The organism is Sphaerochaeta halotolerans (assembly GCF_003429665.1).
Taxonomy (GTDB): Bacteria; Spirochaetota; Spirochaetia; order Sphaerochaetales; family Sphaerochaetaceae; genus Sphaerochaeta; species Sphaerochaeta halotolerans.
In genome coordinates this window covers 35,495-51,626 of record NZ_QUWK01000008.1, presented here as the reverse complement: position 1 = coordinate 51,626, position 16,132 = coordinate 35,495, and the positions used below count along the sequence as shown (strand labels likewise).

Annotated in this window: 12 protein-coding genes; 2 read left to right on the top strand and 10 right to left on the bottom strand. The window is 44.3% G+C overall.

Annotated elements, in window-relative coordinates:
* Nucleotides 1-6: 6 nt before the first annotated feature.
* The 6 genes from DYP60_RS08570 to DYP60_RS08545 form a co-directional block, all read right to left on the bottom strand.
* Entirely contained in the window at nt 7-2,220 is a 2,214-nt protein-coding gene (locus DYP60_RS08570) for an HD family phosphohydrolase (RefSeq protein WP_117330598.1), read from the bottom strand.
* The gene (locus tag DYP60_RS08565) at nt 2,217-3,182 is read right to left on the bottom strand and encodes a PhoH family protein (RefSeq protein WP_117330597.1); all 966 of its coding nucleotides are present in this window, start codon (nt 3,180-3,182) and stop codon (nt 2,217-2,219) included. The genes DYP60_RS08570 and DYP60_RS08565 overlap by 4 nt, the downstream gene beginning before the upstream one ends.
* Before the next feature lie 8 nt (nt 3,183-3,190).
* Nucleotides 3,191-6,286, bottom strand: coding sequence for an LPS-assembly protein LptD (locus DYP60_RS08560; protein ID WP_117330596.1), 3,096 nt, complete (start codon nt 6,284-6,286; stop codon nt 3,191-3,193).
* The gene (gene uvrA, locus DYP60_RS08555; RefSeq protein ID WP_117330595.1) at nt 6,273-9,110 is read right to left on the bottom strand and encodes an excinuclease ABC subunit UvrA; all 2,838 of its coding nucleotides are present in this window, start codon (nt 9,108-9,110) and stop codon (nt 6,273-6,275) included. The genes DYP60_RS08560 and uvrA overlap by 14 nt, the downstream gene beginning before the upstream one ends.
* Nucleotides 9,103-10,143, bottom strand: coding sequence for a flavodoxin-dependent (E)-4-hydroxy-3-methylbut-2-enyl-diphosphate synthase (gene ispG, locus DYP60_RS08550; protein WP_117330594.1), 1,041 nt, complete (start codon nt 10,141-10,143; stop codon nt 9,103-9,105). Before ispG ends, uvrA begins: the two co-directional genes overlap by 8 nt.
* A 64-nt stretch (nt 10,144-10,207) precedes the next feature.
* Nucleotides 10,208-10,627, bottom strand: coding sequence for a YhcH/YjgK/YiaL family protein (locus DYP60_RS08545; protein WP_117330593.1), 420 nt, complete (start codon nt 10,625-10,627; stop codon nt 10,208-10,210).
* A 129-nt stretch (nt 10,628-10,756) separates the two neighbouring features.
* Between DYP60_RS08545 and DYP60_RS08540 the strand changes: the two genes are divergently transcribed.
* Together DYP60_RS08540 and DYP60_RS08535 are read left to right on the top strand one after the other, a co-directional pair.
* Nucleotides 10,757-11,335: a nitroreductase family protein gene (locus tag DYP60_RS08540; protein ID WP_237446240.1), complete on the top strand. Its 579-nt coding sequence runs from the start codon at nt 10,757-10,759 to the stop codon at nt 11,333-11,335.
* A gap of 65 nt (nt 11,336-11,400) precedes the next feature.
* A complete protein-coding gene (locus tag DYP60_RS08535) occupies nt 11,401-11,874 on the top strand; it encodes a methylated-DNA--[protein]-cysteine S-methyltransferase (RefSeq protein WP_117330591.1) in 474 nt (157 codons plus the stop codon).
* On the opposite strand, the gene DYP60_RS08530 is transcribed toward DYP60_RS08535, so the two are convergent.
* From DYP60_RS08530 to DYP60_RS08515, 4 genes are read right to left on the bottom strand one after another with little or no spacing between them, the layout of a single operon-like run.
* A complete protein-coding gene (locus tag DYP60_RS08530; RefSeq protein ID WP_117330590.1) occupies nt 11,859-12,794 on the bottom strand; it encodes an ArsR/SmtB family transcription factor in 936 nt (311 codons plus the stop codon). The two genes, DYP60_RS08535 and DYP60_RS08530, sit on opposite strands and share 16 nt — an antisense overlap.
* A 57-nt stretch (nt 12,795-12,851) precedes the next feature.
* Nucleotides 12,852-14,342, bottom strand: a complete 1,491-nt coding sequence (gene arfA, locus DYP60_RS08525) for an arabinosylfuranosidase ArfA (protein ID WP_117330589.1) — start codon at nt 14,340-14,342, stop codon at nt 12,852-12,854.
* Nucleotides 14,343-14,372: 30 nt separating this feature from the next.
* Nucleotides 14,373-15,221 carry a carbohydrate ABC transporter permease gene (locus tag DYP60_RS08520; RefSeq protein WP_117330588.1) on the bottom strand — a complete coding sequence of 283 codons (849 nt, stop codon included), beginning with the start codon at nt 15,219-15,221 and terminating at the stop codon, nt 14,373-14,375.
* Nucleotides 15,221-16,120 carry a carbohydrate ABC transporter permease gene (locus tag DYP60_RS08515; RefSeq protein WP_117330587.1) on the bottom strand — a complete coding sequence of 300 codons (900 nt, stop codon included), beginning with the start codon at nt 16,118-16,120 and terminating at the stop codon, nt 15,221-15,223. Before DYP60_RS08515 ends, DYP60_RS08520 begins: the two co-directional genes overlap by 1 nt.
* Between the last annotated feature and the right edge of the window lie 12 nt (nt 16,121-16,132).

The window sequence follows — 16,132 nt, the reverse complement described above, 5'->3', positions numbered from 1 at the left end:
GTTTGGTTATCCTTTCTGTTCTGATGGGTATTCAATCCGGCGATGATCGCGTCCAAGCAAGGTTTGGACGAACGCATCCTCTATCTGATCAAGATCAGTAAGAGAGAGCTGGCTATTCTTCAGTTGATCCCTCTCCAACTTGCCCATAATCAGGGAATGCACCAGTTTTTCATATTGTGAGTGATTGGGACGTTTCAGGGTTCTGCTTGCAGCTTCAACACAATCCGCTAACATGACTATTGCTGATTCCGGGAAGGCAGGAGGATTGCCATTGTACTTGAAGTCATCCTCCTTCACATCCATTCCTGCCGCTTTTGCCTGGTTTTTTGCCTCATTGTAGAAAAATTGAATGACATCATTGCCGTGGTGTTGGCCTATAATATCCAATACCTCCTGAGGAAGTCCTGCCTCCCTACCCTTCTCCAAGCCAAGTTTCACATGGCTCTTGATGATGGCTGCTGATAGCGAAGGTTTGATATCGTCATGCTTGTTTGCTTCACTCTGATTCTCAATGAAATATTCTGGATGGTCAGCCTTCCCGATATCATGATACATTCCACCTACTCGTGCAAGCATTGCATTCACCCCGATAGATCGAGCTGCATTGTAGCTCAGGTCTGCAACGTTTCTACTGTGATTATAGGTACCCTGAGCAACTGATTCCAAACGGTCAAGCACAGGACTTGCGCTGAAAGCAAGCTCACTGAGACGATACGTAGTAGGGATATTGAAGAGTTTCTCAGCCAAGGGAACGAATGCCTCCAAAAACACCAAAGATATGGTAATGTTCAGAATCATACCACCTACAAGAGGCATAACCTGATGAAGCGGCAACGCCTCCAACATATACAACGCTAAAGCTGCAAAACTGCTGATTACACAAGCATAGAACCAATTGAATACATCATCGATTCGCTTGATGGTATAGCGGAAGAAATAGAGACAAACACCACTAACAGTCAATACAAAGAAGAAGGTAACGGAACTAGATTGCTCCATCAGCGTTGCGTAACATGCAAGGAGAAAGGCACAGACCAAGCCCAACCGTTTTTTGCTTGTGATATGGCTGATAAACAGCGGAGCAAACAATACGGGTAGATACGAGTCCAAAAACAGCGCGGAACGTGATGTAAAAAATAGATTGACACCATACATTGCGACCAAGGAAACTGAGACAGAGGCAAGCATAAGATTCAAGTAGAGATACAACCTTTTCTCTGAACGCAGGAACTGAATGAATACATATACCGAAACACTAGTAGCGAGCAAGATAAAGATTGCCCTGCCGATCAACTCCAGTATGGTGTATTGAAAATTGTTCGTACCTATCATCTGCAGCAAATCAATCTGAGAGCTCGTTACCACGGTATCCTTGGCAATGATCTTCTCTCCACGTTCAATGGTTATCACTTGTTCAGGAATCTCTGCTGCAGCTTCCTCTCGAAGTGCAAGTGTTTCAACAGCCTCATAATCCACATTTGGTTCTAAGAGCATAGTCAATGCATCAACAACAAGGAACGATTGAAACTGACTATCAATGTGTTCATAGGGTTCCAAGACGGGAGCCAGCTGAGTTTGGAGGTTCTCTTTTGTCAGGAGTGTTGCAATGCTATGAGTGGAAGGCTCGTTCTTTGCTTGTCGTAAGAGACTGTTTTTTACGATAAGTGTTTCATATCCTTGGTCCTGAATCGTTTTCAGGTCCTCAGTATCAAATAGCCCTTGTTCCAATACATAGCTTCCAGACTCTTTGATGGCTTGCAACAAAAGCTGCTGTTGTTCGCCGGCAAGACCAGCAATCCTCCCCACTACATTACGCTCATCAGTAATTCCTTCTTTTTGTAGAAAGTCAGTGAAACCTGTCTCTCCTTGATAAAACAACGCAAGAAAGGTTTCCAACCTTCTGCTGGATACGGTAGAGGATCTGAGTGAAAAACTAAAATAAGGGAGAATTTCCTGCATACGCTGTTCTACGAGCTTTTGCGTTTGCTCTTCATCTACATACTGAAAACTACTGGTTGCAAAGATATCATCATTGGAGAGCTCACCTTCCTCGTATTGAGATCCCAAATCCTTGAGACCGTTGCCACTGGAATGGGTGCTCAGCAATGGTACTACCATTGCAAGAAAAACGGTAAGCACAATCAAGAAGAGTGATAGTTGTTGTTGCATTTCACGCTTTTTGTGTCTTCGTTCCGGTAGCTGTATTTTTTTTATATTCATTTCTCGCTCCCCTCATCACCAGCGTAAGCATCCACAATATGCTGTACGATGTGAGAACGCACCACATCACGAGAATCGAAACGTATGAAATCAAGACCGGGTATTCCTTTCAGTATCTGCATAGCATGTATCAGGCCACTGTCTTTGTGACGAGGCAAATCCACTTGGCTGATATCTCCAGTAATGATTGCATTGGCGTTCTCTCCAAGACGGGTGAGGAACATCTTCATCTGTTCTTTGGTGGTATTCTGTGCCTCATCAAGAATGACGGTGGCATTCTGCAGACTACGTCCCCTCATATAGGCAAGAGGGGCTATCTCAATACTTCCATTCTCCTCCAAACGCCTAATGTTTTGTACGCTGACCATGGCTTCCATGGCATCATACAGTGGTCTGAGATATGGGTTAATCTTCTGAGCCAAATCACCAGGTAAGAATCCAAGGCTCTCCCCTGCCTCAACAATCGGACGGGTAAGAATGATCTTATGTTTCTTTCCACTGAGTAGTTGCCCCAAGGCATAGGCAATAGCCAAGAACGTCTTGCCAGTACCAGCAGGGCCTATTGCGAAAACAATCTGGTTTTGCATCATGCTCTTGATGTACTTCTCTTGCATTCGACTCTTGGGATACGCGAAGCGATTATGAACCATAATAAAAGGCTTTCCCAATTGGTCGCTGGCGAGTAACTCTTGGAGTGGTTGGTCGCTTTTCAATGCCTGGTATTCCATGAAAATCTCTGTTTCACTGAAATAATGCTGATTTACTGCAAGTTTCTGCAATCGCGCCATCAAGGAAAGGAACCGATTGCTAATCTGTTCATCTTTGCTTAAACAAAAAAGTGAATTCCCTTTTACAAATAAATCACATCCAAGCAACGCCTCCAAATAGGGAAGATTCCGATCATTGATACCCAACACCCGTTCCATTTGTTCTTCACTGGGAAATTCCACACTTCTATCCATGCATAATCCTATGACGAGGATGAACGCGTCCAAACAGTGTTGTTCTGCGTCCATGTCTCTTCCACATCCAGCTCGGGAATCGTGTTCCAAGTCAGATATACTGAAACAGTCGGTACCCAGCTATATTGGTTGTTCGATAATACAACACTTCCGCTGTATTTACAATTCAGTGACCAATCTTCAAGGTCATGGACCAAAGTAAATGAGAGTTCACTGAGATTGAATTGTGTATTGTATCTTCCATCTCCACTGAAGTCAAAACTCCTTAGCAGATCACTCCAAAGCAAGGAATAAGAAAATGAATCTTGATCGTCGTAATATTTGAAAAATCCTGTATTGGTACTCTTTGCAGCAAGCGTACAATCCAGGAATTCAGCAATCTGGAGTCGAGCTGAAGCAGTAATCGAGAATGAGCTTGCATACCTGTCCTGATAGAAGAACTTCAAGGAAGAATCGATACCAAAGGTAAGGGCCATACGCCGTTTCCACCAACGAATCTGAAGGTCTTTTCCGGCTACATCAACTTGTAGTTTCTCTGCTTGCAAGTCGGTTGCCTCTCCTTTCGAAACATACGTTACCTTAAGATGAGGAATAGCTGCATCAAACGTAATATGGTCAAAGTAGTTAGCCTGTCCATCACTAGTCAAGAAAGAGAAGGTAAATTGCTGAGATAGCGAAAAAAAGGATGAGAAAAACTGCTCTTTGAAAGAACCATCCAAGCGCATGGCTTCCTCCCAAGAAGCAACCGTCCTGGTAAAATCATATGATTGGGAGAGGGAAACTGAAAGTGGTTTTGTGGAATAGCCGAATGATGATTTGAGTGTATCCTTGCGTAGAGATGAGTCTACTTCACTAAAGAGTAAGGAAGAGGAAAGCGAAAATGAACCAATGGTGTACTTCAGACTTGGCAACAAGCTTTGTCTGACTGGATAGAGGCTAGCGGTAACACTGGGAGTTATGCTCCCCGCTGCCAGAGAAAAATTCTGTTGATATCGCACTTGGTGCACTGTCACCGATTCCTTATCAAAAGCATAGTTCTGCTCGATTTTCTCCACTGTAGTCCCTACCGTTTTTACATAATTCTCTTGATACCGATACAACCGTTGACTCAAGGTATAGGTAAGCCCAACAGCAGGGACAGTGACCGTATTCACATTGAACAGTTGATACGATTTGCTCCTATAGATACGCTTGCTCTGGTCTTCAAGGAACGTAAGTTGTGGAAGCAATTCGCTGGAGACCGTAAACAAATTGGTGTTGGGAGAAACTTTTAGTGCCAATGTTCCTTTTGTAAGGCTATAGAGATAGGCAGATTCCCAATCTATGACTCCTAGCGTTGCATCAAGTGTATGGGTAAGTTTCTGATCAAGGGAATACGTAAGGGAAACAAGCCTCTCACGTTGCTTGGATGAATCCCCGCTGTTCGTTATCGTAATCTGGTATGCGTCAGGCAGCAACACATCCTTTTCTTTCACTGCGACAGCTTCTTTTTTTTGAGGTGTTTTCTGTTTTTTTGAAGAGTAATCAAGCAAAGTCCCCTTGAGATTGAGCGAAAGCAAGGGAAGATGTACCTGTTGCAGAAGATAGAAATAAGCTGGTCCTGCATCCTGCCATTTGAATAGGGCATCGGCTTCCACGTTGGAGATTGTAAAAGAAGAGAGATACGGATCAAGTATGGATGTGGGGAATGAGAAGGAACCTTTCAGCTTCCAGGTGTAACTCGTGATATCCGACCTATAGGTTGTGGGAAACTCCTGGTTCTTTCCCAGTAACGCATCGAAGGCAAATGAAGTAAGCCGATTCGCATACAGGCTGAGTACCTTTGGGTCCGAGTAAAGAGGCATGGATGCTTCCAGCTTTGCCCATTTGGTATTCAGGCTAATCCCTTGATTGAGATAGTAACGATACTGCCCAACATCAGAATAGTAGTTGAGGGGACTTGTCCCAAGTGGATATAAAGCAAACGCAGAAAGAGAATCAATTACCAGTTGTTTTGAGAAAAATGTTGTTTTGCTGTCATATCCAGCATGCAATCCCGCCTGTTCATAGGCATCGAAGAAGAATGTAAGATATGAATCGCTTTTTCTTGCCCAAGACTGTATAGCAGAAAGTTCTTCATCCGTTGTGTAGAGTATGGTGCCGGGAATCGTGGTCCTTGAGTCGGGTGTGCTTAATAGCTTGGTAATACTGGACTGATCACCCGCTTCAAACTTTGGATAGGTTCCATATACTTCCCATGTTGTTGAAACAAACATCCCACGATCACTGGTAAGCCCAAAGGCTGGATTGCCAACCATCCGGTTGCCGGGGAAAAAGAAAAATGGTGTCCAGAGAACAGGGACCCTACCAAGATATAAAGCTGCATCGTGTACCATCAGATCTCCACCAGATAGAAAGCTCAATCGATCTGCCCGAATGGATGAAAGAGGATCCTCTGCACGTGTTCCGATCTGTCCATCCTGATAATAGATTCCACCTCCATCTCCCTGGTAGGTGATCAGACTTCCCGAGGTGTAGATGCTGACATCCTCATTTTCGCTGTTCTCTCGCTCGCTTTTGGTTGTTGCCCCACTGATGGTCAATGTCTCATCTGACCAGTCAAAGGTTACGATGCTACCTTCTATTGCTTGCAAGGCAGCATCAGCTCCATTGTCCTCAAACAGCACTGTTCCAGAGGCAGTAAGCAATGTATGGGCAAGGTCTATAAGCACTTTTTGTGCCTTAAGCTGTTTTGGTCTTTGCGTTCCCTCACCCACAAATGAGACAATGACATCCCCTTCCAAGGTTACCAACGAGGAACCTGCATCAGTTTCCATTGATCTTGCTTGGGTGATTTCCAAGCGGTAGGAACCTTTTTCTTCGGTGGTCGGAATACTACTGTGCTCAATACCATGGTACTCGTACAACGCTTCACGTAAATCAATCGGATTGTCCCCGTCGATGCCCCTGAGACGAGCCATCTCGATGAGCTCCTCATCGCTGGCACGCTCTATGCGCAACGCAAGGAGCAGTGGATCATCTTGGGCATAGAGAAACTGGCCCCCCAAAGTAAGTAGAGCCAGGATCAATATCATTACTACGCTGTGTTTCTCAACTTTTTTCATGCAGCATCTGAGCTAAATAATACCCTGTGTGGGATTCCTTGCATAGTGCAAGTTGCTCAGGAGTTCCGGTTGCAACGACCATTCCACCACCATCGCCCCCTTCAGGGCCCAGGTCTATGAGGTGGTCAGCTTGCATGATGACATCCAGGTTGTGTTCAATGAGCGCTACGGTGTTCCCTGCATCTACCAATCTATTCAGTACTTCCATCAATTTCTTGACATCGGCAAAGTGAAGCCCTGTGGTAGGTTCATCCAGCACATATAAGGTATTTCCTGTTCCGACTTTTGAAAGTTCCAGACTAAGCTTTACTCGTTGAGCTTCTCCTCCACTTAAGGTAAGCGCACTTTGGCCCAACTTGACATATTCAAGACCCACGGATTGGAGCGTGTCTACCTTTCGTTTGATTCTCGGTATTGCGCTGAAGAATTCACTTGCCTCTTCAACGGTCATTTCCAAAACATCATGGATATTCTTGCCTTTGTAGTGGACTGCCAGTGTCTCCTTGTTGAACCGTTTGCCATGACAGACATCACAGGTCACGTAGACGTCAGGAAGAAAGTTCATCTCTATTTTCAGGTTCCCATCCCCGTGACAGTTCTCACACCTTCCTCCTGCCACATTGAAACTGAAACGACCACTCTTGTACCCTTTTGCCTTGCTCTCCGGCAGTGAGGCAAAAAGTTCTCGAATTGCTGTAAAGACCCCTACATAGGTAGCAGGATTGCTACGGGGAGTACGTCCAATAGGACTCTGGTCGATATTGATTACCTTATCAATGTGCTTCACACCATCAATAGAGCTGAAGCCGTCATAATTAGGTTTCTTGTTTGCCAGCTGACGTCTAATGGCAGGAAGCAAGACCTCATTCAGCAGAGAACTCTTACCGCTCCCCGAAACGCCCGTAATGACAATGAGTTTTCCTAGGGGGAAATCTACATCCACAGACTTGAGATTATTCCTGTTGGCTCCTGTAAGACGGATAGTTTTCCCCGAACCTTTCCTTCTCTTTGCGGGGATGGACATAGCCAACTTTCCTGCAAGGTATTGCCCGGTGATACTCTCAGGATTCTTCTCAACCTCCTCGGGTGTTCCCTCAGCAATAATGTAGCCTCCATGCACTCCCGCTCCAGGCCCTAAATCTACCAGGTAGTCGGCTTCCCTGATGGTAGCTTCATCATGCTCCACGACCAATACCGTATTTCCGATATCCCTGAGATGCTTGAGTGTATCAATGAGTTTTTTATTATCTCTCTGGTGCAATCCAATAGATGGTTCGTCCAAGACATAGAGCACTCCACTAAGGGCAGACCCGATCTGGGTGGCAAGGCGGATACGCTGGGCTTCTCCACCACTGAGGGTTGCGCTGCTTCTATCGATGGTCAGATAATCGAGACCTACATTACGCAGGAATGTCAATCTGCTCCTTATCTCCTTGAGGACCTGGTTGGAAATCATAATTTCCTGGTCACTAAGCATAAGTTCATTGAAGAATGTATGTGCGTTTTTTACTGAAAGACGCGTAGCTTCCATGATATTCAAGTCATGTATGGTCACTGCAAGTGCTTCTGGGCGAAGACGATCACCATGACACACCGGACATACCTTTGTGGTCTGAAAACTATTCATCCACATTTTTATCTGCATGCTGTTTGTTTCATAATATCTGCGTTGCAGATCAGGAATAATTCCAGGAAAGGGTTTTTCAACACGATACGTCTGATTACTTTTCTCCCGCTCGTATTCCACAAATACCCGTTCCTTGGTCCCGTACAACAATGCATCGATGGTCTCCTGTGGTAGTTTGCTGAATGGAGTATCGAGGGTAAAATGCAAGTGCTTGGCAAGCGCCTCAATGAGGGAACGTGACCACCTTGCATCTGGATTCATTGTAGCGATTGCACCTTTGTTGAAGCTCTTTGAGTAGTCTGGAATAATAAGATCTGGATCGAATTCTGTCTTGATCCCAAGCCCATTGCACTCAGGACATGCACCATACGGATTGTTGAAACTGAACAATCGCGGTTCAAGATCGGGAAGGGTAATTCCGCAGTGTGGGCAACTGTTGCGTTCACTGAAAATCTCTTCATACATCTCTTCGCCGTTTTCTGCCAGAAAGGTAACCTTGACCAAGCCCTCTGTCATTTCGTTTGAGGTTTCAATACTTGATGCCAGCCTGGAGCGTATGTCCTTGCTAAGGATGAGACGGTCTACCACGATATCAATGGAGTGCTTGAATTGTTTCTCCAATACAATTTGCTCATCAAGGTTGAGCATTTTTCCATCTACCTTCACTCGTTGGAAGCCTGCTGCACGTGCATCCTCAAAGACCTTCCTAAACTCTCCTTTCCTCCCGATTGCTACTGGGGCACTTACGATGATTCTCGTCCCATCCTCGGCCTTGAAAATGGCATCAATGATTTGGTCCACACTCATCTCGCTGATCTCACGACCACACACATGACAGTGTGGCTTGCCCACCCTTGCCCAGAGAAGTCTGAAATAATCATAGATTTCTGTAACAGTTCCCACCGTTGAACGTGGATTGCGATGGGTCGACTTTTGTTCAATGGCAATAGCAGGGCTGAGTCCTTCCATGTAATCAACATCAGGTTTGTCCAATTTGTCAAGAAACATTCTTGCATACGAGCTCAGACTTTCTACATAACGTCTCTGTCCCTCTGCAAAAATTGTATCAAACGCCAAAGAGCTTTTCCCACTTCCCGAGAGTCCGCTTATGACGATCAATTGATCCTTTTTCAATTCCAGGTCGATGTTTTTAAGGTTATGCTCCCTTGCACCCTTGATGATCAACGTATTATGCATGTTCAATAGCTTCCAACAAAGCAGCCTTTGCGTCCTGCTGCGTAACTTTCTTCACCAATTTCCCTTTTTCATAGAGAAATATACTATTCCCGAGTCCTGTTATGGCCAGATCTGCAGATTTTGCTTCTCCTGGACCATTGACTTGACATCCCATGATGGCAACAGTCAAGTCCTTATCGATGGTAAGTAGCTCTTGTTCTACCGAAGCAAGGAAGCCCTGAGAGTCAAAACTATGCCTTCCACAACGTGGACAACTTACAATTCTGATACCCTTTTTCCTCATTCCCAAAGTTCTCAACAACTCAACACCTGCTTGTACCTCACTCTCGATATCACCAGTAATGCTGATTCGTATGGTATTGCCTATCCCTTCACTGAGAAGTTGCCCCAGTGCCCAAGTAGATCGGGTGACCGCCGAAATAACCGAACCTGCTTCTGTTACTCCCAGATGCAACGGATAGGGGCTCTGTGAAGCAAAGAGACGATTTGCTTTCAGGGTAAGTTCGGTATCACTCGCCTTCAGGGAGACCACTGTGTTGGTAAATCCCCACTGTTCAAACCATGAGAGGTATTCAAGGGCCGTATTGCTCATCAGGAGCTCTGCAGGGTCGTTTCCCCGCGGAAGGGATCCACTATTCAGCCCAATACGGATAGCTTTTCCTCGATCCTTGGCACTTTTCACCACCTCTTCTACTTTCCACTTCGCTCCAATATTCCCTGGATTAATCCGAATCTTGTCTGCACCGCAGTTGAGTGCATCTAGTGCCAGTTTATAGTCAAAATGAATGTCGGCAACAATGGGTATGGGACTCTTCCTGCAGAGATAGCTGAACGCATCGTGGTCTTCAGCTGATGGATAGGAGAAACGAATGACATCGCAACCCATTGCGTTGAGTTTCCCGATCCTACGAATCAGCTCTTCCAGCTCATCTGTTTCATGTGGTATTGCACTGTCATACATCGTTTGCACAAGGACGGGTAACCCACGTCCAATAAGCTTATCTCCAATATGTACCTGCTGCTCTCCTGTCATACCAAGCTCCTCTCAGTCATACACATAGTATTCGTACGCTATAACTACACATTTGTAAAGTCATTTAGGTCTCATCCAGCACAATAAGCAGATGTTTTATTGTGGTCGGACCCTCTTCTCCCTGGATACCATAAGCAAAGGGTTCCCCTGGCATGAAGACAGTAAAGGTTCCTTCTTCCGATCGAACAACATCAGTGGCTTCACTGTCCTCGATAGAAATAAAACCCTTTTCATCCATGGTCCCTTCCTGGTCTTTCCTTCGGTATGTAGTAACAAGCAACTCACTTCCTTGCAATGTGAGTACCACACAAACCTTTGATGGATGCACCATAAAAGTACCATCAAAAGCGGTAGTAATACACTGGGAGAAAACGACTTTCATTCCTTCAATTGAGACTCCTGTATCGTCGAGTGATGCTATTTGCTCCAGATGAGGAATGGCAGGAGCATAAAAAACGAGTTGGTCAAGTGTATCGTGTATCATAGTCTGCCTAGAATATACCCAATTCAAACATCTTACAAGAATAGGCAAAGAAGGGTTTACATTAATATTTTATTCAACTATATTGTGTGCAAGGAGTATATAACCATGGAATCTACCATTATTAATAGCATGAAAAAAAGACGTACCATTTATAATCTAGGAAAAGAACTTCCTGTGATGAAATCTACAGTAGAGGATGCGGTTCGCGAGGTAATTACATACGCTCCATCTGCATTCAACTCACAAACAAGCAGAGCTGTAATTCTATACGGGAAGGAACATGACTGGCTCTGGGATTTGATTCTCTCCAAACTGCTGGCGATGGTTCCAGATCCAGAACAGAAAAAGCAGACTGAAGACAAAATTGCTGCATTCAAGGCTGCTTCAGGCACAATTCTCTTTTTTGAAGAGATGGCAACAATCCTGCAACTCCAGGAACAAATGCCTCTTTATAGTGAAAATTTCACCCTTTGGAGTCATCACGGAACCGGTATTGCGCAGTTCTCTGTTTGGACAGTTCTAGCTGAATTGAAAGTAGGGGCAAGCTTGCAGCATTATGGAAACCTAATCGAGAAGGAAGTGCTTGCACATTTCAGTCTTCCCGCATCATGGTCGCTTACAGCTCAGATGCCATTTGGATCGATCATGCAGGAACCTGGTGATAAGGATTTCCTTCCCAGTGAAGAACGAGTACGGGTAATCTCGTAGATAGGTGCATATGAGGGGGAGAGACTTGTTTCTTCCTCTCATTATTTGTACGCTTCTGGATAGATATGAGCACCTTATTTTCCACTGCCTATAGAAGCCCCCTTGGCACCCTCTACATAACGTGTAACAGGGATGCATTACTGGGGGTTTCCTTTCATCCAGTCATGCTCGATGAGAATACAACCAACCCTGTCCTTGAGTTAGCAAAAGGACAATTGGATGCATATTTCAAAGGAGTACTGAAGCAATTTACGGTTCCACTGGAACTGCATGGTACTCTATTTCAGAAGTCAGTCTGGAATGCCCTCTCAGCCATACCCTACGGCCATGTTGTCTGTTATCAAGACATTGCAAAGGCCATAGGCAACCCCAAAGCTGTTCGGGCTGTAGGAATGGCAAACAACAAAAACCCAATCAGCATCATCATCCCCTGTCACCGAGTCATTGGTAAACAGGGCTCTCTGGTCGGGTATGCTGGAGGACTCGAAAAGAAGCAGTGGCTTCTTTCTCATGAGAGAGCAAATCAGAGCAATACATAGTCTAGCTTCAAGAGAAGGTTCTGCTGGTAATCACCAAAGTGTTCGCCAAAAAGACTGACACCACCAATATTCTTGGCGTGTTCCTTAATGCCGATCTTTACACTTATAAAACAAGATTCCCCGAGCAAGAGTTCATCTATAGTCACATCCCCGATACGTTCATTGTTCAAATATGTGCCTTTGCTATTCACCACCCAGTGATTGAGCAATCCATACTGGTTCAAGGTATCCGGCCACCAGGGTGGATTGTACTTTCCCTTCCTACCGCCCAAATCACCTGGGCTGGTCCAAGTGCCCACCTCTTTCCCATTTATCCAGACTGTTATGTCGCTTGGCCAATCATTCCTATAGAAAGGAGCCTCAGAACATGCTTCGAAGCTGAGGTCTACATTTTTTGGTCTACCTAAGTTGGCAACAGCATTGGCGAAGCGATATTCCACATACCCTTTATAGAACCAGAGCAACTGTGCGGTGGTACGCTCAGCATAGTAGAAGGAACAGGGTTGGTCGAAGATACCAATAGCACTCTTTTCGCTAACAAGCCCGCAGGTGGGATGGATATCGCAATCGACAAAGTTTCCAATCGGCATATTCAGGACCACTGAATTTTCTTTCAGTGCATCTGATTGATCGAGTAGCAACTTGATCAAAATACGATCACATCCCCTACTGCTTACTTTCATGGACCCACGGATTCCTGGCTGGGACTCGGTGATAAGCAATCCTGCACGTTCAAGGATGCTTACATGCAGCGCAGCTGTTGATGTAGGCAACTGTAGATGTTCAGCTATTTCGTTTACACTAAGACTCCGTTCATTCAGCAATTCCAGGATGTTGATCCTTGCTTCATTCGCAATCGCCTTTGCAACAACCAGCATCTTCTCTTTGTCTGAATAGTCAAGGAGCATCTCTTTGAGCATGTTTAATACCTCTTCCCAATTATCCTATCACAAACCGAATAGCTGAAACATCTATTTTCAAGATATTGAAAACCGGAACAAGTTCCACGATTGTCTTGGAGCTTTATACGGTTCCCTTGTAATATCCATAACCACAGGTTTTATATGCTCAGGATTATCTCTGTCATTACTTGCTTTCAAGTCTGTATGATGTAGCAATATATGTTCAATAAGCTTCAATTGTGTGGGAAAGCCTATGGCATCCAATGAAATTTCCATCGTTTCATCAAGACTTCTGTTTACTACAAAAAGATCAAGCTCTTGTTCTTCTGCATGGTATACAAGCACAGCATCTGCATAGGGGACTTCTCCATAGTGATGGTTTTTATAGGTGGGTACGTCCAAGCGAATATCAAGCACTTCTCCCCTACCATATTTGGAAGCATAGTAAAATGGCCAGTAAATGGTTTGGGCCCAACTAGGCCCTCCCTCTTCGGTCATGATTGGTGCAATAACATTGACCAACTGGGCAAGACAGGCAACCTTCACACGGTCACAGTGCCTAAGCAAGCTGTTGAGCAAACATCCAACAACCAATGCATCCTCGAAGGTATATACATCCTCAAGCAAATGCTTTCCTACATTCCATTTTGGTTCTGTTTTGTCTTGTTCATTGGAATGGAACCATACATTCCACTCATCAAATGAGAGGTACATTGTCTTCTTAGAACGTTTTTTTGCTTGAACATAGTCACAGACATGTACCACTGTCTCAATGAATTGATCCATTTTCTTGCTTGAAGCAAGGAATGTCTCAGTATCATCTTCATCATTTCTGAAGTACATATGCAGTGACAGGTAGTCAGCAACTTCCCAGGTATGTTCAAGAACCGTTTCTTCCCAGGAGGGAAACGTGGGCATGTCGCTGTTGCTTGAACCACAGGCAACTAACTCAAGACTGGGATCAAAAAGTTTAATGGCCTTCCCTACCTCAGCGGCAAGACGTCCATACTCGTCGGCAGTCTTATGTCCTACTTGCCATGGTCCATCCATCTCATTTCCCAGACACCACATTTTTATATTGTATGGAGCCTCAGAACCGTGACTCTTTCTCAGGTCACTGAGCGCAGTACCTCCCGGGTGATTACAATACTCCACGAGGTCCTTTGCTGCATCGATTCCTCTGGTTCCCAAGTTGAGTGCCATCATAGGTTCAGTACCTACCTTCTTGCACCAATCTATGAATTCCTTGATACCAAACGTATTAGGATCCAATGCTTTCCAAGCAAGGTCAAGACGAACAGGTCTCTCATCAATAGGTCCTACAGAGTCTTCCCAACGATGGTTGGAAACATAGTTTCCACCTGGAAAACGAACCATAGGGATGTCAAGATCTTTTACGAGCTTTATGACATCGCTACGCAACCCATCTTCATCTGAAAGCGGGTGATCTTTCTCATATAGACCACCATAGACGCATCGTCCCAATTGTTCTACAAAGGAACTGAACAACCGCTTATCCGCGGTACCAATAACAAAGTTTTTAGAAGCATGTACAGTACATTTCACGAAGATTCTCTCCTGTAGAGGTATTGATTATCAACCTTTTACTCCACCACTGGTCAAACCAGCAATGAAGTAACGTTGGAAGAATATGAAAACGATGATTATGGGGAGTGTAGCAGCCAAGGCTCCGATAATCAGCAGGTCGTAATTGTTTCCATAAGGTGTTAGCAAAGTATTTAATCCTATGGGCAAGGTAAATTTCTCTCCAGTACGAAGTACAATCAAAGGCCAGAGAAAGTTGTTCCAGCTCTGCATGGACATGAAAATAGCCATTGCTGAAAAGGCAGGCGGCATGATCGGAACCACAATCCTAAAAAAGATTGCATACTCATTCAATCCATCCACACGTCCAGCATCGATAAGATCACGAGGTACTCCATCAATATATTGCTTGAAGAAGAAGATGGCGAATGGTGATACAATCATGGGAAGAAAGACTCCCCAGAAAGTATCAATCAATTTGACTGTAATCATCAACTTATACAAAGGAAGAATCAGAATTTGAATTGGTACTAGCATGAGAAATATTACCAAAGTCGTTACCACCTTCCGCCCCTTGAAGTGATACAAGGAGAGGCCATATGCAACAAAAGAACTGAGGAAGAGTGCTAAACTTGTTTGCAACAACATCAATAGCAAACTATTTCCAAACCAAGTAATGTAAATTCCGTCACGAATAGTATAAAGCCCTTTGAATGTTGAAATGTGTAAATCAGTAGGAATCAAGGTTTTTAGCGTTATTCCATAGCGTAGCAAGTCACGACCAGGTCGAAAGGCGGCCAAAGTCAACGCATAGAGTGGTACCAAGTATAAGAGGGCCAACAACGTTAGAATGATATATTTCACAAAAGCGCGCCGTGAGTGGTGTAAGATTCTTGCCATTATCTCCTCCCTTCGGCTTCAAAGAAACCGAACAGCTTCAAGAAGGAAATGCTCAAGGAGAATACAATGATTAGCAAAACAATGCCGATGGCACTTGCCATGCCCATTTCGCCCTCTTGGAATCCTTTGTTGTAGAGATGCCCTACAATTGTCAGTCCTACATTATTGGGAGAAGGTTTACCTGCCCAAAGAATGAAACTTTCTTCGAACATCGCAAATCCCCCAAATATGGAAATGGTAGTAACAAAGATGGTTGTGTTTTTCAACAATGGAATGGTAATTCTCCATAGTTTTTGTGAAGGAGAAGCACCATCAATGTCTGCTGCCTCATAGAGTTCATCAGGGATTGCTTGCAATCCGGAAAGAAAATAGATGATATTAACCCCTACCCAGCGCCAGAGCGCAAGGATTAATAAAAGTATCATCGCTTGGTGAGAGCCTCCAAGCAACCACTGTCTTGGCTCAACTCCTACTGCTATCGCAAGTGTATTAATAAAACTTTTGTCACTGGATGCAAACAATAAACGCATAATAGTTCCAGCAACCACAATCGATACTAAGCTAGGTATATATAATACTGAGCGATACACTGTATTTATAGCTCTATTCCCGCTGTTCAACCATACAGAGAGAAGCAAGGGAATGGGAATCAGCAGTGCTATCGTGTAAACCGTATAGCGAAAACTATTTTTTAATGCAACTTTGAACTCTGGATTGTCAAGTTTTCGATAATTCTCCAGACCAATAAACTCGACTTGTCCAGGGTAAACTTGTTGAAACCCCATAATAACCGTACTGATAATAGGGTAAAGATAAAAAATGAGGAATGATGCTATAAATGGGAGAATAAAGACATACGGTGCTATTTTAGCAGATCCTAGAGTTTGTTTTCTTGTCATCAATATCTCCTT